Origin of the sequence: Halomonas denitrificans (assembly GCF_003056305.1) — a bacterium.
GTDB classification, from domain to species: Bacteria; Pseudomonadota; Gammaproteobacteria; order Pseudomonadales; family Halomonadaceae; genus Halomonas; species Halomonas denitrificans.
Map to the genome: position 1 here is coordinate 136,999 of NZ_PYVX01000007.1, position 21,158 is coordinate 158,156.

At 69.9% G+C, this 21,158-nt stretch carries 18 protein-coding genes; 11 read left to right on the plus strand and 7 right to left on the minus strand.

Going from position 1 to position 21,158, the window contains the following annotated elements:
• The first annotated feature begins 165 nt into the window (after nucleotides 1-165).
• The 3 genes from C9F13_RS15790 (at nucleotide 166) to C9F13_RS15800 (ending at nucleotide 4,854) form a co-directional block, all read left to right on the plus strand.
• Nucleotides 166-1,797 (plus strand): arylsulfatase, encoded by a 1,632-nt coding sequence (locus C9F13_RS15790; protein ID WP_211310984.1) that lies wholly within the window; start codon nucleotides 166-168, stop codon nucleotides 1,795-1,797.
• A 108-nt stretch (nucleotides 1,798-1,905) separates the two neighbouring features.
• Nucleotides 1,906-4,281: a tetratricopeptide repeat protein gene (locus tag C9F13_RS15795; protein ID WP_211310985.1), complete on the plus strand. Its 2,376-nt coding sequence runs from the start codon at nucleotides 1,906-1,908 to the stop codon at nucleotides 4,279-4,281.
• Nucleotides 4,282-4,392: 111 nt separating this feature from the next.
• Complete coding sequence (locus tag C9F13_RS15800; protein WP_245888808.1) at nucleotides 4,393-4,854, plus strand: potassium channel family protein; 462 nt, start codon at nucleotides 4,393-4,395, stop codon at nucleotides 4,852-4,854.
• Between the two features lie 120 nt (nucleotides 4,855-4,974).
• Here the strand turns inward: C9F13_RS15800 and C9F13_RS15805 are convergent, their stop codons facing one another.
• Entirely contained in the window at nucleotides 4,975-5,346 is a 372-nt protein-coding gene (locus C9F13_RS15805; protein ID WP_108447208.1) for a thiol-disulfide oxidoreductase DCC family protein, read from the minus strand.
• A 353-nt stretch (nucleotides 5,347-5,699) separates the two neighbouring features.
• Between C9F13_RS15805 and C9F13_RS15810 the strand changes: the two genes are divergently transcribed.
• Nucleotides 5,700-6,440 (plus strand): dienelactone hydrolase family protein, encoded by a 741-nt coding sequence (locus C9F13_RS15810; protein ID WP_108447209.1) that lies wholly within the window; start codon nucleotides 5,700-5,702, stop codon nucleotides 6,438-6,440.
• Nucleotides 6,441-6,746: 306 nt separating this feature from the next.
• Here the strand turns inward: C9F13_RS15810 and C9F13_RS17875 are convergent, their stop codons facing one another.
• A complete protein-coding gene (locus C9F13_RS17875; RefSeq protein ID WP_108447210.1) occupies nucleotides 6,747-6,839 on the minus strand; it encodes a DUF3604 domain-containing protein in 93 nt (30 codons plus the stop codon).
• Between the two features lie 147 nt (nucleotides 6,840-6,986).
• On the opposite strand from C9F13_RS17875, the gene C9F13_RS15820 reads away from it, so the two are divergent.
• Both C9F13_RS15820 and C9F13_RS15825 read left to right on the plus strand, forming a co-directional pair.
• The gene (locus tag C9F13_RS15820; protein WP_108447211.1) at nucleotides 6,987-7,448 is read left to right on the plus strand and encodes a flavodoxin family protein; all 462 of its coding nucleotides are present in this window, start codon (nucleotides 6,987-6,989) and stop codon (nucleotides 7,446-7,448) included.
• Between the two features lie 264 nt (nucleotides 7,449-7,712).
• Nucleotides 7,713-8,690, plus strand: a complete 978-nt coding sequence (locus tag C9F13_RS15825; RefSeq protein ID WP_108447212.1) for a TAXI family TRAP transporter solute-binding subunit — start codon at nucleotides 7,713-7,715, stop codon at nucleotides 8,688-8,690.
• Between the two features lie 99 nt (nucleotides 8,691-8,789).
• Here the strand turns inward: C9F13_RS15825 and fadA are convergent, their stop codons facing one another.
• Together fadA and fadB are read right to left on the minus strand one after the other, a co-directional pair.
• Entirely contained in the window at nucleotides 8,790-9,968 is a 1,179-nt protein-coding gene (fadA, locus tag C9F13_RS15830; protein WP_108447213.1) for an acetyl-CoA C-acyltransferase FadA, read from the minus strand.
• Between the two features lie 44 nt (nucleotides 9,969-10,012).
• Nucleotides 10,013-12,202, minus strand: a complete 2,190-nt coding sequence (gene fadB, locus C9F13_RS15835; protein ID WP_108447214.1) for a fatty acid oxidation complex subunit alpha FadB — start codon at nucleotides 12,200-12,202, stop codon at nucleotides 10,013-10,015.
• A 145-nt stretch (nucleotides 12,203-12,347) separates the two neighbouring features.
• Between fadB and C9F13_RS15840 the strand changes: the two genes are divergently transcribed.
• Nucleotides 12,348-13,625 (plus strand): DUF5924 family protein, encoded by a 1,278-nt coding sequence (locus C9F13_RS15840; RefSeq protein ID WP_281261081.1) that lies wholly within the window; start codon nucleotides 12,348-12,350, stop codon nucleotides 13,623-13,625.
• 200 nt (nucleotides 13,626-13,825) lie between these two features.
• Nucleotides 13,826-14,269: a transcriptional regulator SlyA gene (slyA, locus tag C9F13_RS15845; RefSeq protein WP_108447215.1), complete on the plus strand. Its 444-nt coding sequence runs from the start codon at nucleotides 13,826-13,828 to the stop codon at nucleotides 14,267-14,269.
• 6 nt (nucleotides 14,270-14,275) lie between these two features.
• Here the strand turns inward: slyA and C9F13_RS15850 are convergent, their stop codons facing one another.
• Entirely contained in the window at nucleotides 14,276-14,821 is a 546-nt protein-coding gene (locus C9F13_RS15850) for a preprotein translocase subunit YajC (protein ID WP_108447216.1), read from the minus strand.
• 106 nt (nucleotides 14,822-14,927) lie between these two features.
• Here C9F13_RS15850 and C9F13_RS15855 point away from each other — a divergent pair, with 106 nt between their 5' ends.
• Nucleotides 14,928-15,374 carry a universal stress protein gene (locus C9F13_RS15855; protein ID WP_108447217.1) on the plus strand — a complete coding sequence of 149 codons (447 nt, stop codon included), beginning with the start codon at nucleotides 14,928-14,930 and terminating at the stop codon, nucleotides 15,372-15,374.
• Between the two features lie 65 nt (nucleotides 15,375-15,439).
• Here C9F13_RS15855 and C9F13_RS15860 read toward each other — a convergent pair whose 3' ends face one another.
• Complete coding sequence (locus tag C9F13_RS15860; RefSeq protein ID WP_108447218.1) at nucleotides 15,440-17,377, minus strand: ATP-binding cassette domain-containing protein; 1,938 nt, start codon at nucleotides 17,375-17,377, stop codon at nucleotides 15,440-15,442.
• 115 nt (nucleotides 17,378-17,492) lie between these two features.
• Here C9F13_RS15860 and C9F13_RS15865 point away from each other — a divergent pair, with 115 nt between their 5' ends.
• Together C9F13_RS15865 and C9F13_RS15870 are read left to right on the plus strand one after the other, a co-directional pair.
• Nucleotides 17,493-18,380, plus strand: coding sequence for a TatD family hydrolase (locus C9F13_RS15865; RefSeq protein ID WP_108447219.1), 888 nt, complete (start codon nucleotides 17,493-17,495; stop codon nucleotides 18,378-18,380).
• Nucleotide 18,381: 1 nt separating this feature from the next.
• Nucleotides 18,382-18,936: a hypothetical protein gene (locus C9F13_RS15870; protein WP_108447220.1), complete on the plus strand. Its 555-nt coding sequence runs from the start codon at nucleotides 18,382-18,384 to the stop codon at nucleotides 18,934-18,936.
• Nucleotides 18,937-18,949: 13 nt separating this feature from the next.
• Here the strand turns inward: C9F13_RS15870 and C9F13_RS15875 are convergent, their stop codons facing one another.
• Entirely contained in the window at nucleotides 18,950-21,130 is a 2,181-nt protein-coding gene (locus tag C9F13_RS15875) for a dehydrogenase E1 component subunit alpha/beta (protein WP_108447221.1), read from the minus strand.
• Between the last annotated feature and the right edge of the window lie 28 nt (nucleotides 21,131-21,158).

The following is a 21,158-nucleotide window of genomic DNA, read 5'->3' on the forward strand; positions in this document are numbered from 1 at the left end:
ACCGGGGCTCCCCTGCCGGAGCCACTCCCCTGTCTTGCCAACGCCGCGCCTTGGACTAGCTTGAGGGAGTGGGCGTGCGGCCCGACGTCGAGGTGACTCCCCAACGAGCCCGTTCATGCCCAGGATCAAAGGACGTATCACGAGTACTCGGAGGTCAGGATGAGGATGAACACGACAACGGTGGGGATAGCGGCGGTGATGGCGCTCTCCCTGGGCGGCTCGGCATGGGCTGGCGAACACGAGGAGGAGTCCGGCGCAACGACGCCGAGCGCGGCCGGCGGCGGCGAGGGTCCCCCCAATATCCTGGTGATCTGGGGCGACGACATCGGCTGGACGAACCTGTCGGCCTACGAAAACTCGGTGATGGGCTACTCGACGCCCAACATCGACCGGATCGCCGACGAGGGGGTGCTGTTCACGGACCACTATGCCCAGCCCTCCTGTACCGCGGGCCGGGCCGCGTTCATCACCGGGCAGTACCCGATCCGCTCGGGCATGACCACGGTGGGCCAGCCCGGCTCTCCCCTGGGCCTGCAGGCCGAATCGCCGACCCTGGCCGAACTCTTGAAGGCGGAGGGCTACCGCACCGGCCAGTTCGGCAAGAACCACCTGGGCGATCGCAACGAGCACCTGCCTACCGTGCACGGCTTCGACGAGTTCTTCGGCAATCTCTATCACCTCAACACCCAGGAAGAAGCGGAACAGCGCGACTACCAGCGCTTCGGCGAGGCGTTCTCAGGCTCACTGGAAGCCTACGAGAAGCGGTTTGGCACGCGGGGCGTGCTCCACAGCGTCGCCACCGAGGAGTTCGACGACACCGAGATGCCGCGTTTCGGGGTGATCGGCGCCCAGACCATCGAGGACACCGGCCCGCTGACGCGCGAGCGCATGGAGAACTTCGATGGCGAAGAAATCGTTCCTCGCGCCCTGGAGTTCATGGAGAAGGCCAAGAGCGCGGGCGATCCCTTCTTCGTGTGGCTGAACACCAGCCGCATGCACCTCTACACCCGCCTCAACGACGAGTGGCGCTATGCCGCGGAGGAATACACCTCCGAGGCCGACCTCTACGGCTCGGGGATGCTGCAGCACGACCATGACATCGGCACCGTGCTGGACTGGCTGGAGGAGCAGGGCCTGGCCGACAACACCATCGTCTGGTACTCCACCGACAACGGCCCCGAGCACAGCTCCTGGCCACACGGCGGCACGACGCCCTTCCGCGGCGAGAAGATGACCACCTACGAGGGCGGGATCCGAGTGCCCTCGATGCTGCGCTGGCCCGGGGAGATTCCCGCCGGCAGCGTGCGCAACGGCATCCAGGGCCACCAGGACATGTTCACCAGCCTGGCGGTGGCGGCCGGCATCGAGGATCCGGTCCAGCGCGTGAAGACGGAGATGGACCAGTACATCGACGGCGTCAACAACCTGCCGTACTGGCGGGGTGACGCCGAGGCGTCCGCCCGAACGCATATCTTCCACTACTACGAGAACAAGCTGACCGCGGTGCGCATGGGGCCCTGGAAGTTCCACTTCTCCACCAAGGAGGACTACTACGCCAACGTGGTGCCACGGACCATGCCGCTGATCTTCAACCTGCGCATGGATCCCTACGAGAGCTACGACTCGACGGACAGCTACGGCCATCTGACGCAGAAGATCTCCTGGCTCTTCCAGCCCATGTCGGTGCTGATGCAGCAGCACCTGGCCTCGCTGGCCGAGTACCCGCCGGTGCAGGGCGGCGCCTCCTTCGACATGTCCAACGTGATCGAGGAGTTCACATCCAAGGCCATGCAATAATCGGCCGCTCGTCACCCGCCATGGTCTCCTCCGGGGGGCCATGGCGGCGTCACGTCTGTTCGCCATGCAATCGACACGACACCGCACGACACAGGGAGTGCCATCGCATTGGACGCCTTCGCCTCGCCCGTCTCCGCTCCTAGTTTTCACCTCGGTCGCCGCCTGACGCGGCGTCTGTCGATACTGACCCTGCTGACGCTGCTGCTCGTCGACAGCGTCCAGGCCGCCTCGCCGCGCCTGGCCAGCGAGGCCGAGGGCTATGCCCCGGAAGGCAGCTGCGCCGGCTGCCATCGGGAGGAAGCGGCCGCCTGGCAGGACTCCGACCACGGCTGGGCGATGCGCCCCGCCACCCCGGACAGCGTGCTCGGCGACTTCACTGACGCCCGCTTCATCGAGAGCGGGGAAGAGGGCGAGGTCCAGGCGCGCTTCCACCGCGAGGAGGAGCGCTTCCTCGTCACCCTCGAGGGCCCCGGCGAGCCCGAGGCCACCTGGGAGATCGCCTACACCTTCGGCTACTTTCCCCTTCAGCAGTACCTGATTGAGCTGCCGGGCGGCCGGCTGCAGGGCATGACCATCGCCTGGGACGCCCGCGACGAGCAGGACGGCGGCCAGCGCTGGTTCTCGCTCTATCCCGGCCAGACCTTCACGCCGGACGACCCGCTGCACTGGCAGGGGCGCTACCAGAACTGGAACGCCATGTGCGCCGACTGCCACTCTACCAACCTGCAGAAGGGCTATGACCCGGTGGAGGACGTCTTCGCCACCACCTGGCACGAACAGAGCGTGGGCTGCCAGAGCTGTCACGGCCCGAGCCGGGCGCACCTCGACTGGGCCGAGTCCTGGTCACCCGAAGAGCATGATGCCTCGTCGCTGGATGCGGCGGCACGCGCGACGGACAGGGGCCTGGGCGTGGACCTCGACGGGATGAGGGGCCAGGAACTCGTCGGCCAGTGCGCCCGCTGCCACAGCCGCCGCCAGCCACTCGGAGTGGGCCCGGCACATGGCCAGCCGCTGCTCGACAGCGCCCTGCCCAGCCTGTTGACGGAGGGGCTCTACCACGCCGACGGCCAGATCCAGGGCGAGGTCTACGTCTATGGCTCCTTCGCCCAGAGCAAGATGTATCAGGCCGGCGTCAGCTGCACGGACTGTCACGACCCGCATACCAACCGCCTGCGCCTCGAGGGCAACGCCGTCTGCACCCAGTGCCACAACGCCGCTCCCCCCGCGCGGTTTCCCGGCATCACCCCGTCGGATTACGACAGCATCGATCATCACCACCACACGCCCGGCAGCGAGGGCGCCCAGTGCGTGAGCTGCCACATGCCAGAGACCACCTACATGGTGGTCGACCCGCGGCGCGATCACAGCTTTCGCGTGCCGCGCCCGGACCTCGCCGAGGCCACGGGGAGCCCGGACGCCTGCACCCGCTGCCACGACGACATGTCCCCGGAGCGCGCGGCCGCGAGCATCCAGGCGTGGTTCGGCGAGCTCGCCCGTGCCGAGCGCGGCGCCACCCACTACGGCGAGATCCTCGCCGCCGCCCGCCAGGGGCGAAGCGACGCCCTGCGCCCCCTGCAGCGGCTGGTGGCGAACGAGGCGACCCCAGATATCGTGCGCGCCACGGCGATCGATGCCCTGGCCGACTTCGGGGTACCGGCACTGCCCACCCTGGAGGCCGCCCTGGTCGACGAGGCCGGCCTGGTGCGCGCCGCCAGCGTCCCGGCCTTCGCCCGCGCGCCCGACGCGGCCAGGCTGGCGCTACTGCTGCCGCTGCTCGATGATCCGCTGCTGGCAGTCCGCGACGAGGTCGTGAAGGCGCTGGCCGGCGTCTCGCTGATGCGACTGCCCGAGGCGCGGCGCGATGACCTCCTGAGCGCGCGGCGCGACTACGAGCGTCGCCTGAGAGAGAATGCCGACCTGCCGGGCAATCGCCTCAACCTGGCCGTGCTGCTCAGCCGGATTGGCCGGGCGGACGAGGCGATCGCGCACTACCGGGCGGCGCTGGCGATGGATCCGTACTTCCTTCCCGCCCGAGGCAACCTGGTCACGCTGCTCTCGCAGCGGGGCGAGGCGCAGGAGGCGCAGCGGGTGCTGGAGGATGGCCTGGCGCTGGAGGACATGCCGCCCCCCGACCGCGCCCACCTGGCCTACCTGCTCGCCCTCTCGCTGGCCGAGGCGCAGCGCTTCGCCGAGGCCCTGAGCTGGCTGGACCGGGCCGTCGAGTGGCGCCCCGAGCACGTGCGCAGCCACTACAACCGCGCCCTGCTGCTCGATCGCCTGGGCAGGAAGTCCCAGGCCCTGGCGGCCCTCGAGCAGGGGCTCGTCCTGGCGCCCGAGGCGCCGGACCTGCTCTATGCGGCAGTCTACCTGAACGCCGCCGCCGGCGATATTCCCCGGGCGCTGTCGCACCTCGAGCGCCTGCGCGGCCTGCAGCCCGATGATCCCCGTCTGGAGCGCCTGGAGCGCCAGCTGAAAGGCCGGTGACGCCCCGCCTCGCCCGTTGAGCCCGCCGGGCCGCTCGCCTCGCCAGGCCGGTGACGATGGGGGCGGGATCGCGCTAGGCTTGCCCTCTACCTACTCAAGGGAATGCCCATCGTGCTCGTTGCCACCCTCTACAATGGCCATCTCTGGGCGGTGGCGCTCACCCTGGTCACCGTCCTGGTCTGCATCCTGATGCACTACGAGGTGTCGATGCGCCTCTGGCAGCGCCTGGAGACCTCGCGTCGCTCCCTGCGCGCGCGTTTTTTGATGCTGAGCTTCGTGCTGTTCGGCACCCATGTCGCCCAGATCTGGCTCTTCGCCGTGGCCCTCGCCCTGCTCGGCGCGCACCCCCTGACCGGCGACCTGGTAGGCATGGCGAGCCTCGACTTCCTCGACTACGTCTACTTCTCGGCGATCACCTTCACCACCCTGGGCTACGGCGACCTGGTCCCGACCGGCCCGATCCGCTTCATGACCGGCACCGAGGCGCTGATCGGCCTGATGCTGATCACCTGGTCGGCCTCGATCACCTTCCTGGAGATGCAGCGCCACTGGTCCGCCCGCCGCGAACGGTGAAAAGGCCCGGAAGAAGAGACCCGCCACCCTTGCCCGGGCGGGTCCAGGCTCAGGCCAGAGGAGGCTCTGACCAGTGAACAGCCAGGGGGCACGCCGCCCGATTCGGCATGGTCCTGACCCTCAGGGCAGTCGTCCCTCCCGCTCCAACCGCTCGCGTACCCAGCGGTCATACCACCGGCGCAGCAGCGGCTTGAGCCCCGGCAGGCTGATCAGCCAAGCCAAGGGCTTGAGCCGCGGCACCCGGTGCATCAGCAGCACATAGGCGTCGATCCCCTCCTCGATGCGCCCGCCCTCCTCTTCCACATGCAGCGACAGCAGTGCCGCCCGGGGGTCGATGCCCTTCTGGCGCAGCGTCTCCTGGTGCTCGGTCACATCGCACCACGCCACCTGTCGACCGGCCTCCCCCGCCCAGCGCTCGAAGCGGGCACGATCCCGCCGGCAGACGGGGCAGATGCCGTCGTAATAGACCTTCAACACGGGTAGATCGGGCATGCGGGGCCTTCCTGGGTTACTCAACGGTCCATGTCGAGGGACAGGGCGGGCCGGCGGGAGTTCATCGGCTGCCGGCGACGCCCCTCCCCCAGGCACCCGGGCAGCTTTGCAGCGGGCACTTAACGAGTTCGGTCATGCACGGATCTTCGACACATTCATGGATACCCCCAGACCTGCCCCCGCGTGCAAGCCGTCGTGCGACTTGAAAACGGCCATGCTACAGGCGCGGCGGCGGATCTTCGGCGCAGGAGGGTCACGACCTCATCAACGGGGCCTACCTCCGGTTAGATTCGTCTCCAGTGCCATTCGTCCCTGACGACATCCATACGCCATCGACCATCCGGAGCCCATTCATGTCCCGTTCTATCGACATCCCCGCTGCCGACGGCACCATCGACGCTCATGTCTTCACGCCCGGGGATGCCGACCGCCCCCTTCCGGCCGTGGTGCTGTTCACCGATATCGGCGGCCTGCGCCCCTGCTATCACGAGAAGGCCCAGAAGATCGCGGACAACGGCTATGCCGTCTTGATGCCCAACGTCTACTACCGCGATGCGAGCGGCCCCGTCGTGCCGGCGGGCAGGTCCTTCCGCGACCCGGACGTGAGACCGACGCTGGTCGAGTATGCCGGCCACCTGACGCCCGAGGCACAATCCCGCGACTTCGCTGCTCTGTTGGACTGCATCGATATCCAGGTCGAGTTCGCGGGTGGCAAGGTGGGCGTGGTCGGCTACTGCATGACCGGGGCCTTCGCGCTGCGCATGGCGGCCGAACACCCCGGCCGCGTCGCCGCCGCGGCCGGTTTCCACTCGGCACGGCTGGCGGAGGCCGATGACCCGAACAGTCCCGTCCACGTGGTCGGCAGCCTCGAGGGACGCGTCTATCTCGGCCACGCCGACAAGGACGAGTTACTGCCCCCCGAGCAGATCGCCCGCATGGACGAGGTGCTGGCCAGGGCCGGCGTGCACTTCACCACGGAGCTCTACAAGGGGGCAGCCCACGGCTTCACGGCCAAGGACGCCCCCGCCTACGACGCGGCCGCCGACGCCCTGCATCACAAGCGACTCGCCATGCTCCTGGACGAGACGCTGTAACGGGACCTTTCCCGCTTCTTATCAGCGGTCCCGCTGAAGGGGACCCGCAATGGCGGGAGCAAAATCTGCCTTGAGGAGGGTAATTGAGAACCTGTCCCCGATTACCCCACTCATGCCTGCTCTCGGCCAACAGCGGACATTCGAAAAAGTCGGATCCACGTGCGGTTCGCGCAGAAAATCGACTCGGAGATGGTCGACGTGAAATGGGGCAATCGGCCCAGACCCGATCTTCGTAGACTTCGCAGCGAAAGGCCGGAAAGAGCCCGAATAGGCCCGGGAAAGTTACGACCGAGGTCCGCTATAGTGTCAGCCGCCCGGCGTATACCAGATGGGCGAGGTGTAGGCACGCTCCTGGGTGGTCATCGGCGGAACTGTCCAGCTGCATGGTCGAGAGTGCAAAGGCCATGGTGATCAACCTCCCTGGAGGTCGAATGGTCGGGATGACGGTGCGACGGCGCCGAATCAGCCTTGGAGAAAGGCCGGCGCCTGTCAACGACCGCGGCCCATGTCATGATGGCGGGCGACCCTCAACCCCGGGAGATCGCCATGCCCCGCCTGCTGATCGTCGCCCATGCGCCCTCGCCTAATACGCAACGACTACGCGAGGCCGCCGCGCGAGGCGCGCGCCATCCGGACATCGAGGCCGTGGAGGTGGTGGTCAAGCCGCCGCTGGAGGCGGGCCCCGAGGACGTGCGGGCCTGCGATGCCATCCTGCTCGGCACCACCGAGAACCTCGGGTACATGAGCGGTGCGCTCAAGGACTTCTTCGACCGCAGCTACTACCCGGTGCTCGAGGAGCAGCAGGGGCTGCCCTGCGCGCTCTACGTGCGCGCCGGCCATGACGGCACCGGCACCCGGCGCGCCGTGGAGAGCATCGTCGCCGGCCTGCGCTGGAAGTGGGTGCAGGCACCGCTGCTCCTGCGCGGCGAGTGGCAGGAGGCGTTCGTCGACCGAGTGGAGGAGCTCGGCATGGCGATGGCGGCGGGACTCGACGCCGGCATCCTGTGAGGCGTATCAGTCATAAGACTGACTTCGCTCTTTGAAGGATGATAAACACCACCGCTCCTCTCCTGCGCGTCATGCTATACCTCAAGGGTGTCTGGGCATCTCCGGAAACACGGCAGCAGCGACGCCGCGGGGAAGCTTGCCATCATCCCTAACAATCACGGACACCCTCCGCCTCTCGCGGCGCCATGCAGTCAGCCCTCGGCGCTCTCCCGGGGATGGCCCGGGGCCCTGGTGAGGCGGTAGACGCTCTACGCGAGGTACATCATGAAAGCATCCACCGGACTCCTGGCCGCCCTCCTGGGCGGCCTGCTGCTATCGGGGCCGCTATCGGCACAGGACGAGGAGCCCCTGGTCATTGCCACCGCCAGCCCGGCCGGGGTCTACCACGTGGTTGGACGAGCGCTCTGCCGCACGCTGGATATGCCCTGTCAGGCGCAGCCCACCGACGGCTCCAGCGCCAACCTGAGGGCCCTGCGACGGGGCGAGCTGAAGCTCGCCTTCGCCCAGTCCGACCTCCACCTCTATGCCACCCTGGGCACGGAGGGCTTCCAGAAGGATGGGCCGGACGAGAGCCTGCGCTCGGTCTTCTCGCTGCACAACGAACCCTTCACCCTGGTGGCGCGACGGGGCGCCGGCATCCATCGCCTGGAGGACATCACCGGGCACAACGTGAACATCGGCAACCCAGGCTCGGGCCAGCGGGGCACCATGCTGCGGCTGATGGACGCGGAGGGCTGGAGCCGCAGCGACTTCAGCTCGATCCACCACCTGCCGGCCGACCAGCAGGCGATGGAGCTGTGTCACGGCAACATCGACGCCATGGTCTATACGGTGGGCCATCCCAACGCGTCGGTGGCCAAGGCCATCCGGCTGTGCGATGCCGTCCTGGTCGACGTGGAGGGTGACATCGTCGACTTGCTGGTGGATGCCTACCCCTACTTCACGCGCGCCTGGATCCCCGCCGACCTCTATGGCCCCGACCAGCCGGCCGTGCAGACCTTCGGGGTCAAGGCCACCCTGGTCGCCTCCGAGGCCACCGACCCGGACGTGGTCTACCGGCTGGTGGCCGCGGTCTTCGACGACTTCGAGCGCTTCAAGGCCTCGCACCCAGCGCTCGGGGTGCTGACGCCTCAGGAGATGATCCGCGACGGCCTCACCGCACCGTTGCACGAGGGGGCCCTGCGCTATTACCGCGAGCGGGGGTGGATCGCGCCGACCGAGACGGCGCCCGACGCCGGCTGACCGCCCTCGCCCGGATCGACAACCCCGCACCGTAACGAACGACGCCGCCCCAAGGGGCGGCGTCGCGCGTCATGGACGGGCCGGGTCAGGTGGACACGGCTATTTCAGCCGCTCGAACACCGTGGCCACGCCCTGCCCCATGCCGATGCACATGGTGGCCAGGCCCAGGGTGGCGTCGCGCTCGCGCATCACGTTGAGCAGGGTGGTGCTGATGCGCGCGCCGGAGCAGCCCAGCGGATGGCCAAGGGCAATGGCGCCGCCGTGGAGGTTGACCTTCTCGTCCATGGCGTCGCGCAGCCCCAGGTCCTTGAGCACCGGCAGGGCCTGGGCGGCGAAGGCCTCGTTGAGCTCGACGGTCTGGATGTCCTCGATGGTCAGGCCGGCGGCCTTCAGCGCCTGCTTCGAGGCCGGCACCGGCCCGTAGCCCATGATCGAGGCGTCGCAACCGGCCACCCCGGTGGAGAGGACCCGCGCGATGGGCTCGAGGCCCAGGGCCCGGGCGCGCTCGCCGCTCATCACCACCAGGCCGGCGGCGCCCACCGAGAGCGCCGAGGAGGTACCGGCGGTGACGGTGCCCCCGCGCGGGTCGAAGGCCGGCTTGAGCTCGGCCATCTTGGCGAGGCTGGCGTCGGCGCGGATCACCTCATCCCGATCGACCCGCACCCGGAAGCCCCGGGCGTCGTGGCCCTCGATGCCGACGATCTCGCGGTCGAAGCCGCCGTTCTCCATCGCCGCCTGGGCGCGCTGGTGGGAGCGCACGCCGAAGGCGTCCTGCTCCTCGCGGGAGATGCCGTGCATCTTGCCCAGCAGCTCGGCGGTCAGGCCCATCATCATGGCCGCCTTGGCCACGTGCCGGCTGGCCGCCGGATTGACGTCGACGCCATGGGTCATGCCGACGTGCTCCATGTGCTCGACGCCGCCGATCAGGTAGACATCGCCCATGCCGGCGCGGATGTTGGCCGTGGCGATATGCAGCGCGCTCATGGAGGAGCCGCACAGGCGGTTGACCGTCTGGGCCGGCACGCTGCGCGGGATGCCGGTCAGGATCGCCGCGTTGCGGGCGATGTTCATGCCCTGCTCCAGGGTCTGGTTGACGCAGCCCCAGATCACGTCGTCGATCTCGGCCGGGTCGAGCCCGGGATTGCGCTCCAGCAGCGCCTGCATCACCGCGGCGGAAAGGTTCTCGGCCCGCACGTGGCGGAAGGCCCCCTGCTTGGCCTTGGCCATGGCGGAACGGGCACAGTCGACCACCACCACGTCTCTCGGATTCACGCTCATCGATTACTCCTTGGAATTCTGTCCGACACTCGCGGGTCGTGGCTTCAGGCCCGGGACGGGGCGGGATAGAAACGCTCGCCGGCGGCGGCCATCTCGCGCAGCCTCTCGGTGGGCGCGTAGAGCGGCCCCAGCTCCTCGGCCAGGCGGTCGGCCTGCTCGACGAAGGCCGACAGGCCCATGGCGTCGATGTAGCGCAGCGCGCCGCCGCGGAATGGCGGGAAGCCGATGCCGTAGATCAGCGCCATGTCGGCCTCGGCCGGGCTCGCCACGATGTCGTCCTCGAGGCAGCGCACGGCCTCCAGGCACAGCGGCACCATCATGCGCGCGATGATCTCCTCGTCGGAGAACTCCCGGTGTGACGTCGCCACGCCCTTGACCAGGTCGATGGCCGCCTCGTCCTCGACCTTCTTCGGCTTGCCCTTGCGGTCTTCCTCGTAGGCGTAGAAGCCCTTGGCATTCTTCTGGCCCAGGCGATCGTGGTCGACCATCACCTGGATGACGCTCCGGTCGCCCTCGCCGCCCATGCCGGCCATGCGCTCCGGGAAGCCCTCGGCCATCACCTCGCCGGCATGCACCGCGGTATCCATGCCCACCACGTCGAGCAGGTAGGCAGGGCCCATCGGCCAGCCGAAGCGCTCCATCACCTTGTCGACATGCCGGAAGTCGGCGCCCTGCGCGACCAGCTGGCTGAAGCCACCGAAGTAGGGGAAGAGCACCCGGTTGACGAGGAACCCCGGGCAGTCGTTGACCACGATGGGGGTCTTGCCCATGGCGCGGGCGTAGGCCACGGTCGCCGCCACGGCGGCGTCACTGGTCTTCTCGCCGCGGATGACCTCGACCAGCGGCATGCGGTGCACCGGGTTGAAGAAGTGCATGCCGCAGAAGTTCTCGGGGCGCTTCAGGTTCTCGGCCAGCCGCGTGATCGAGATGGTCGAGGTGTTGGAGGTGAGGATGGTCGACTCGCCGACCTGTCCTTCCACCTCGGTGAGCACGGCGTCCTTGACCTTGGGGTTCTCGACCACCGCCTCGACCACCAGGTCGACATGCTCGAAGTCGCCGTAGGAGAGGGTCGGGCGGATGTTGGTCAGCCGCTCGGCCATCGCCTCGCTGGAGAGCTTGCCGCGCTCGACCTGCTTGGCGAACAGCTTGCGCGCCTCCTTGAGGCCGAGCTCGATGGCCTCGTCCTTGATGTCCTTCATCAGGATCGGCGTGCCCTTGGCGGCGCTCTGGTAGGCGATGCCGCCGCCCATGATGCCGGCCCCCAGCACCGCGGCCTGCTTGATCGGCCGGGCCTGGCGCTCGTGGCGGCTGCCCTTCTTCTTGACCAGCTGGTCGTTCAGGAACAGTCCGACCAGGTTGAAGGCCACCTCACTCATCGCCAGCTTGGCGAAGGCCTGGCTCTCGATGGCCTGGGCCCGCTCGCGGGATTCGCCGGCGCCCTTCTGGATGACCTTGATGGCCTCCACCGGGGCCGGGTAGTGGGGGCCCGCCTTGCCGGCCACGTAGCCCTTGGCGGTCTCGAAGGCCATCATCTGCTCGATGGGACCGAGGGCCAGCGGGGCCTGCTTCTGCGCCCGGCGCTCCCGGTAATCGAGCTCGCCGTCGTGGGCGCGGGCCAGCAGGTCCAGCGCCGCCGCCTCGAGTTCCGCCTGGGGCACCACCGCATCCACGGCCCCCATCTCGAGCGCTGCCGCGGCACGGTTGTCCTTGCCGCCGGCGATCCACTCCACGGCGTTGTCGGCGCCGATCAGCCGCGGCAGGCGCACGCAGCCGCCCCAGCCCGGCAAGATGCCGAGCTGAGTCTCGGGCAGGCCGATCTTCGCCGACTCGGCCATGACGCGAAAATCGGTGGTCAGCGCCAGCTCGCAGCCGCCCCCCAGCGCCAGGCCGTTGATCGCGGTGACGGTGGGAAACGGCAGGTCCTCGATGGCATTGAAGATGCCGTGCACGCGCTCGAGCATGGCCGACAGCGACTCGCCGCCCTGCTCGAACATGCCATGGAACTCGGTGATGTCGGCCCCGACGATGAAGACCTCCTTGGCGCTGGCGATCAGCAGCCCGGCGAGACCCTGCTCGGCGCGGATCGCCTCGACCGCCTGGCCGAGCTCCTCGATCACGGCGCTGGAGAGCTTGTTGACGGACTCGTCCTTCAGGTCGAGGGTGAGCCTGGCGATGTCATCGCCGCCACCCTCGACACCCCGCGCCACCGTGATGGCATTGCCTTGATAGATCATCCACGCATCTCCCTAAAGGAATTCATACGGCCGTTTGATTTCTGACAGCTTGGGACAGTCCCGCGTCCACGTCAAGCCCGTTTCCCAGGTATGGCAGCGGGCCGGCGGCTCACGTTCGCAGAGCCCCTGCTGCTAAGCTACGGCCATGACCCGCGCCCCCGACATCGATCCCTCTCCTCCCCCTGACGAGCAGACCCACGCCGCGACTGCCGGCGGGCCTCCGTCACGGGTGGCGGCCTGGCAGTCGCGCCTCGAGCGGCTGATGGCGCGCCTGCACCCCTGGCGCTGGCTGTGGCCGCCGATGGCGCTTGCGGCTGGCCTCGCCAGCTTCTTCCTGGTGGAGCGCCAGCAGTGGCTCGGCGCCATGCTGGCGCTGGGCATGCTGCTGGCCTGGCTCCTGCTGCTCTCCGAGAGCCTGATCGGCCGCCTGCTGGTGCGGCGCGGCTACCCGGCGCTGCCCCGCGGGGTGACCGCCTTCATCGCCCAGCTGATCCACCAGGAGACCCTGTTCTTCACCCTGCCCTTCCTGCTGGCCACCACCGTCTGGGCGAGCGGCCAGGCGCTCTTCACCCTGCTGATCCTCGCCATGGCGCTGCTGTCGATCCTCGACCCGCTCTACTACCGGCTGGCCGAGCGTCATCGCTGGCTCTACTTCGCCTTCCACGCCCAGTGCGTCTTCTTAGTGGTGCTGGTCACCCTGCCGACCCTGCTGCACCTGACCACCGGCCAGAGCCTGGTGCTGGCCATCCTGGCCATGCTGCTGTTCAGCCTGCCGAGCCTGGTCCACCTGCTGCGCCCGCTGACCACGCGCCGCCTGCTGGCGATGCTGGCCCTGCTGCCGCTGCTGGCGGGCGCCGCCTGGGCCGGCCGGGCCTGGGTGCCGCCGGCCAGCCTGTGGATCTCGGGCAGCGCGCTCTCCCCGGCCTTCGCGCGCCAGGCGCGCCACCCGCTGGGCAGCACGCCGCTGACCCCGGCGGCCCTGACCGGCCAGGGGCTCTATGCCTACACGGCGATCCATGCGCCGCGCGGGCTGAACGAGGAGGTGGTGCACGTCTGGCGCCAGAACGGCGTGGAGGTCGACCGCATCCCGCTGTCGATCCGCGGCGGACGCGAGGCGGGTTACCGGGCCTGGAGCCACAAGCAGAACTTTCCGAAGGATCCGCGCGGCGCCTGGCGCATCGACGTGATGACCGACAGCGGCCAGCGCATCGGCATGCTGCGCTTCACCGTCAGCGAGGATAAAGAGGCCGCCACCCTGGCCGACGGCACGATCCACAAGCCCTCCGGCATCCCGGGGCTCAGCCTTCGCGGATTGCTGCCGCCGCCCGCCCCGCCCGACGACGCGGCGACCCCATCGGGGAAGGCCGGTCCCCTGGAGGAGGCGACGGAGTCGGCCGATGGGGCGAGCGGCGCGCAGCGGTGACGTCGAGCACGGTGCTCGCGCCGGCTTCGGCGAGGGGAGAGACGACCGCGGGCGCCGAGGGACGCGATCGTCGAGACCGCGAACGGCGGGCGGGGCCGGCGACGCGGGGGCGCGCCGGTGTAATGGTAAGCCTGCTTGCATTTAACGCCGGTGGTTCCGACAATCCCGTCAGACTTCTCTTCCTGCGGATGCACAGACCCATGCCCCAGAACATCGGCTTTCAGCTGTCTCGCGTGCCGCGCCTGTGGCGCGCCGTCATCGACCGCCGCCTGGCTCCTCTGGGCCTGACCCAGACGCGCTGGATCACCCTCTACCATCTGTGGCGCCTCGGCGACGGCCAGCCGCAATGCGACCTGGCCCGCGCCATCGGCGTCGAAGCGCCCTCGCTGGTGCGCACCCTCGACCAGCTCTCCGAGCAGGGGCTGATCGAGCGGCGCGGCTGCGACCAGGACCGGCGCACCAAGCGGATCTTCCTCACCGAGGAGGCCACCCCCCTGCTCCAGCAGATCGATGCGGTGGTCAGCCAGGCGCGCAGCGAGATGCTGGCCGGCCTCGACGCCGACGACGTGGCGCACCTGGCGAGCCTGCTGTCGCGCATCGAGGAGAACGGCCTGGCGATCCAGGCCCGCGAAGCCCAGGAGTGAGCGGCCTCAGCGCGGCATCGAGGGCGGGCGTGCCTGACGGCCCGGCCGATCGCGGCCCGGCCGATCGGGGCGCCCCGAAAGGGCGTCGCGCAGCGCCGTGAGCCGCGCCAGCAGCGGCGACAGGGCCTCGACCGCCAGCGACTCCCCCCACCACAGGGTCAGGGCGTGATCGCCGGACTCCAGCACCAGCGCGTCCCGGGGCAGCGCCGCCAGGGCCTCCTCCAGCCGGTCGAGGGCCTCGGCCGGCAGCGGGCGCAGCGGCTCGACGCGCCAGCGCCAGCCCTCCCGGCAGGGCTTCAGCGAGGCGCTGGCCGCCTCCTCGCGTACCAGCACGAAGTCGGGCCCCGGGTGCTGCTGGGGATAGGACCAGCGGTAGGCCGCCATGGGCCCGCCCGTGCCGTGCAGCGGCGGCGACTCGAGCCGCACCGTCACGCCCGCCTGGCGCGCCACGGTGCGCAGCCTGCCCATGCGCCGCTGGGCGGGCGATGGCTTGAGCCACATCACCGGGGCGAAGACCAGCCCGACGATGGCGATGATGAGTAACCAGACCATGGGGTCTCCTCGCTGAATGTTGACGCAAGTCGTTGTCTTGTCTTACCAGTCGTCCTAGAGTTGAAGCACCCACTGATACGCTGGACGCGGTACGGAGAGTCACACCATGAGCAACGAATATCGTCATGTCCTGGTCGCCGTCGACCTGACCAAGGACTCCCACAAGGTGCTCGAGCGCGCGATGCAGATCGCCGATCGCAACGAGGCCAAGCTGTCCATCATGCACACCCTGGAGCCGCTGGGCTTCGCCTACGGCGGCGACATTCCCATGGACCTGACCAGCATCCAGGACCAGCTCGACGAGCACGCCAAGCAGCGTCTCGCCGAGATCGCCGACAGCCACGTCGCCCGCGAGAACCAGCACGTGGTGGTCGGCATGCCGGACACCGAGATCCATCGCTTCTCCGAGGAGAACGACGTCGACCTGATCGTGGTCGGCTCCCACGGCCGGCACGGCTTCGCCCTGCTGCTGGGCTCCACCTCCACCGGCGTGCTGCACGGCGCCCAGTGCGACGTGCTCGCCGTGCGGGTGGGCGCGAAGAGCGAGGAGTAGCCCCGCGCCGTGCTCGTTCCCCGGAAAAGGCGCCCTCGGGCGCCTTTTTCGTGGGCGGTGGTGGCTCACTCGCCGGCGGCCATCGCCTCCAGCTCCATCCAGCGCTCCATCGCCGCGTCCAGCGCGGCCTGGGTGTCGTTCAGAGACTGCAAGGTGGCGGCGACGGTCTCCGCTTCCTGCTGATAGAAGGAGGGCGCGCCCACCTGCTCCTCGAAGGCCGCCACCTCGGCCTCAAGGCGCTCGATCTCGGCGGGCAGGCCGTCGAGCTCGCGCTGCAGCTTGTAGGAGAGCTTGACCCGCTTGGGCGCCGCCGGCGACGGGGTCGCCTCGCGCTCCGCCTCGGCCGTCTGAGCAGGCTCCTCCGCCGCGGCCGTCGGCTCGACGCCCTGGCGGGCCGCCCCCTCCCAGGGCGCCGGCGGCAGCTTGCCGCCCTGGCGCACCCAGTCGGTGTAGCCGCCCACGTACTCGCGCACCCGGCCCTCGCCCTCGAAGGCCAGCACGCTGGTCACCACGTTGTCCATGAAGGCCCGGTCGTGGGAGACCAGCAGCAGGGTGCCATCGAAGTCGAGCAGCAGCTCCTCGAGCAGCTCCAGGGTCTCGACGTCCAGGTCGTTGGTCGGCTCGTCGAGCACCAGCACGTTGGCCGGCTGGGTGAACAGCTTGGCCAGCAGCAGGCGGTTGGACTCGCCGCCGGAGAGCGCCTTGACCGGCTGGCGCACGCGATCCGGGGTGAACAGGAAGTCCTGCAGGTAGCTCATCACGTGGCGGTCGCGGCCGCCCACGCTGATGCGATCGCTGCCCTGGGCGACGTTGTCGTAGACGGTCTTCTCGGGCTCCAGGCCGGCGCGCAGCTGGTCGAAGTAGGCCACCTGCAGCTTGGTGCCGAGCAGCACCTGCCCCTCGCTGGGCTCGAGCTCGCCGAGCAGGATCTTGAGCAGGGTGGTCTTGCCGGCGCCGTTGCGGCCGATGAAGCCCAGCCGGTCGCCGCGCTGGATCTCGAGGCTCAGGTCGTCGATCACCACCTCGTCGCCGAAGCGGTGGGTGACGTGGGAGAGCTCCACGACCCGCTTGCCGCTGCGTGCACCGCTGTCCACGGAGAGCGCGGCCTTGCCCTGGCGCTCCCGGCGCTCGCTGCGCTCCTGGCGCAGCTGCTGCAGTGCCCGCACCCGGCCCTCGTTGCGGGTCCGCCGCGCCTTGATGCCCTGGCGGATCCACGCCTCCTCCCGGGCGAGCTTCTTGTCGAACTCGGCGTTCTCGCGGGCCTCGACCTCGAGCTCGTGCTGCTTCTGGGCCTGGTAGGCGGCGTAGTCGCCCGGGTAGCGGCCGAGGCGCCCACGGTCGAGCTCGAGGATGTTGGTGGCGAGCTTCGAGAGGAAGGCGCGGTCGTGGGTGATGAACAGCACGGCGCCGTTGAAGTCGGCGAGCTGCTCCTCCAGCCAGGCGATGGTGTCCAGGTCCAGGTGGTTGGTGGGCTCGTCGAGCAGCAGCAGGTCGGGCTCGGCGACCAGCGCCCGGGCCAGCGCCACGCGCCGGCGCCAGCCGCCGGAGAGATCGGCCATGGCGGCGTCCTCGGGCAGCCCAAGGCGGGTCAGCACCACGTCGATGCGCTGGTGGAAGGACCAGCCGTCGATGGCCTCGATGCGGGTCTGCAGCCGGGCCATGCGCGCCATGTCCGGCTCGGCCTCGTGGATCAGGTGATGGTACTCGGAGAGCAGCTCGCCGGCCTCGGGCAGCCCCTGGGCCACCACGTCGAAGATCGTCTGGCCGCAGGCGTCCGGCAGCTCCTGGGCGAGCACGCCGATCTTGAGGCCGGGGGCGCGCCAGATCTGGCCGCCGTCGGCCTGGATCTCGCCCGCCACGATCTTCAGCAGGGTCGACTTGCCGGTGCCGTTGCGCCCCACCAGGGCCAGGCGTTCGCCCTTCTCCAGCACCAGGTCGGCGCCGTCGAGCAGTACGTGGGTACCGTAAGCCAGTTGCAGCTGTTCCAGTCGTAGCAGGGTCACGCGTTCACCTCGTCGTTCATCAAGGGCGCTAGTGTAACGCATGGCCGGGCCGGCGTGGCCCCATCCCCGTCCTCCCGGGTACAATGCGCGCCCGCTTTCACAGGAGTGTTCCGCCGTGGCCGACGCGACGCCCCCCTTCGACGACGTGCTGCCCGAGGCGCTGAGGTTCCGTTCCCCCGCCCCGCTGGTCGACATCGGCGCCAACCTGACCCACGAGAGCTTCGCCCGCGACCTCGAGGCGACGCTCCAGCGCGCCCGGGCCGCCAACGTGACCACCCTGATCCTCACCGGCACGGACCGGGAGCACGCCGAGCAGGCCGTGGCCCTGGCGCGCCGCTACCCGGGGCTCTATGCCACCGCCGGGGTGCATCCCCACGACGCCAGCCGCTGGTCGCCGAGCCTCGCCGCCGCCATGGGCGAGCTGCATCGCGCCCCGGAGGTGGTCGCGGTGGGCGAGTGCGGCCTGGACTTCAACCGCAACTTCTCGACCCCCGCCGAGCAGGAGCGCGCCTTCGAGGCCCAGCTCGCCCTGGCCGCCGAGAGCGGCAAGCCGCTGTTCCTCCACGAGCGCGATGCCGGACGGCGCATGCGCGAGATGCTGCATGCCTGGCGCGACGACATCCCGGATGCCGTGATCCACTGCTTCACCGCCGACCGCGACACGCTCTACGGCTACCGGGACCTCGACCTGCACATCGGCCTGACCGGCTGGCTCTGCGACGAACGCCGCGGCCACCACCTGCGCGAGCTGGTCGGCGAGATTCCCCTCGAGCGACTGATGGTGGAGACCGACTGCCCCTACCTGCTGCCGCGCAATTTACCTGCCAAACTCAAGGGCAGGCGCCATGAGCCGGCCCTGCTGCCCTGGATCGTGCGCGAGATCGCCCACTGGCGGGGCACCGACGAGGCCGCTCTGGCCCGGGCCACCACGGCCACCGCCTGCGCCTTCTTCCGCCTGCCGGCGGAGCCGACATCCCCCGACACCGAACACGAGGACTTGTGACATGGCCGGTTCCGGCATCAACGAGACGCCCGGCTTCATCGCCGTGGAGACCGGCGACGACGATGGCCTGCCGCTGGCCATCGCCTGGACGCTGTCCGACGGGCGCATCAAGCACACCCTGATCCAGCCCGACGACGACTGGCTCGACGGTGAGATGCACTCGCTGGGCGGCTACAGCCTGGAGGAGCTCACCAGCATCGGCGTGAGCCCGCTGGACGTGATCCGCGAGCTGGAGAACGACCACTTCAACCAGACCCTCTATACCGCGGGCGTCGGCGACGACGAGGCGGCCATCTCGCGGCTCTTCGACACCTACGGCCTCGACCCCTTCGTGGAGCTGGCCCCGGCCGAGAGCCTCTATAACGACCTCGCGCCCGGCGACTGGCCCCGCGCCCGCGGCGACCTGTTCGGCGAACTGGGCCTCGAGCCGCTGCGCCCGGAGCACGAGGTGGAGGTGATGCTGCACCTGCACCTGCGCCTGGCCCCCGGCGGCGAGGAGCGCGAGGCGGAGCCCTTCGACGGCCGGCTGATGGATGGCGACGACGTCGACGACTGAGCCCAACTTCTATTTAGGCGGCGCCGGTGCCCGACCGCGCCAGCAGGGCGCGCGCCGCCTCGACGATGCCCTCCACCGAGGGCAGGGTGAGCGTGGCGGCCGGCCCCAGGGCGATGAAGCTGTCCTCGGCGGTCAGCCGCGCCAGCCGCTCCCCCGCCATGCCGTGCTCGACCAGGCCGGTGACCAGTTCCTCGCTCGGCGAGCCGCTGCGCCGGCACTCGTCCACGATCAATACCCGGGGGCAGTCGGCCACGCGGCCGTGCAGGGCCGCGTGGTCGATGGCGGTGAGCCAGCGCAGGTCGATGATGCGCACCGCGATTCCCTCGTCCGCGAGGCGCGCCGCCGCCCGTCGCGACAGCGCGATCCCGTTGCCGTAGCCGACGATTGCCAGGTCGCGCCCCTCCCCCCACTGGCCGAACGTCCCCACGGGCAGGCGATGCTCCGGGCCCGGATCGACGCCGCAGGCGAGCTCGTCGCCTGCCTCCAGCAGGTCGCGGGCGTGGTAGCGGGCGATCGGCTCGAGGAGCACCACCACCCGCTGCTCCTCGTCGGCCAGGCGCACCGCCTCCTGCAGGAGCCCCACCGCCTCGACCCCATCCGACGGGCAGGCCACCAGCAGCCCGGGGATGTCGCGCAGCACGGCGATAGCGTTGTCGTTGTGGAAGTGGCCGCCGAAGCCCTTCTGGTAGCCGAGCCCGGCGATGCGCACCACCAGGGGATTGGCGTACTGGCCCGCAGAGAAGAAGCTCAGGGTCGCCGCCTCGCCGCGCAGCTGGTCCTCGGCGTTGTGCAGGTAGGCGAGAAACTGGATCTCGAGGATCGGCACCAGGCCGCTCTGGGCCAGTCCGATGCCGAGCCCGAGGATGCTCTGCTCGTCGAGCAGGGTGTCGATCACCCGGTGCGGCCCGAAGCGCGCCTGCAGCCGCTGGGTGACGCCGTAGACCCCGCCCTTGCGACCGATGTCCTCCCCCGCCATCACCAGGTGCGGATAGCGCGACAGCAGCCTCGCCAGCGCCTGGTTGATCAGCCGGGCCATGGGCGCCGGCGTGGCGTCGACCTCGCCCCGCCAGGGCCGCCCGCGTCCCTCGCGCGGCGGCGGCACGATGCTCGCCATCACTTCCCGGGCGCTCGACAGTTTCGGCTGGCCCACCGCCGCCTCGGCCTCCCGGGCCACCCGCTCGCCGATGGCCCGATAGCGCGCGGCGATCTCATCGGGCGAGAGCAGGCCGTGGCGGCGCAGCAGCCCGGCGCTAATCAGCAGCGGGTCCCGCGCCTCATCGGCCGCGATGCGCGACGCCGAGCGATAGGCCTGCTCGGCGTCCGAACCGGCGTGACCGAAGAGGCGCACGCAGCGCAGGTGCAGGAACACCGGCTGGCGGCGGTGGCGGGCGATGCGCACCGCCTCGCGGGCCGCCCGCCAGGTGTCCAGCAGGTCCAGACCGTCGCCGGCGAGGTAGTGAATGCCGGGGCGGGCGCGCATGCTGGCCGCGATCCAGCCGGGCGGCGTGGGCATCGAGACGCCGAGGCCGTTGTCCTCGCAGACCAGCACCAGCGGCATGGGCGCGCCCTGGAAGGCGGCCCAGCCCGCGGCATTGAGGGCCCCCTGGGCGGTGGAGTGGTTGAAGGAGGCGTCACCGAAGCTGCACACCACCACGCCGTCCGCCGGCCACGCGCCCTCGCCTCCCAGGCGACGCCACAGGCCGAGGGCGTGGGCCGCGCCGACCGCCTTGGGCAGGTGGGAGGCGATGGTGCTGGTCTGGGGCGGAATGTGCAGGGCCCTGGACCCCAGCACCTTGTGGCGCCCCCCGGAGATCGGGTCGGCGCTCGAGGCGACGAAGCTCAGCAGCAGGTCGCGGATTGGCGTCTGGTGGACCACGGCGCGGCTGCGCTCGATCAGGAAGGCGGCGTCGCGATAGTGCAGGAAGGCGGGATCATCGGGGCGCAGGGCCCGGGCGACGGCCGCGTTGCCCTCGTGGCCGGCACTGCCGATGGTATAGAACCCCTCGCCCCGGGCCTGCAGGCGGCGGGCCATGAGGTCGAGGTGGCGGCTGGTCAGCTGGGTCTCGTACAGCTCGATCAGCGCCTCGCCGTCGAGCCCGACCTCGTCGAGGGTGAGCCGCTGGTCGGGAGCGGGCCAGTCGTCGCGACGCAGGGCGTCGAGGAAGCGCTGTTCCTGGGGCAGGACGTCGGCCACGGGCGGCCTCCGGTCGGCGGCGGATGCC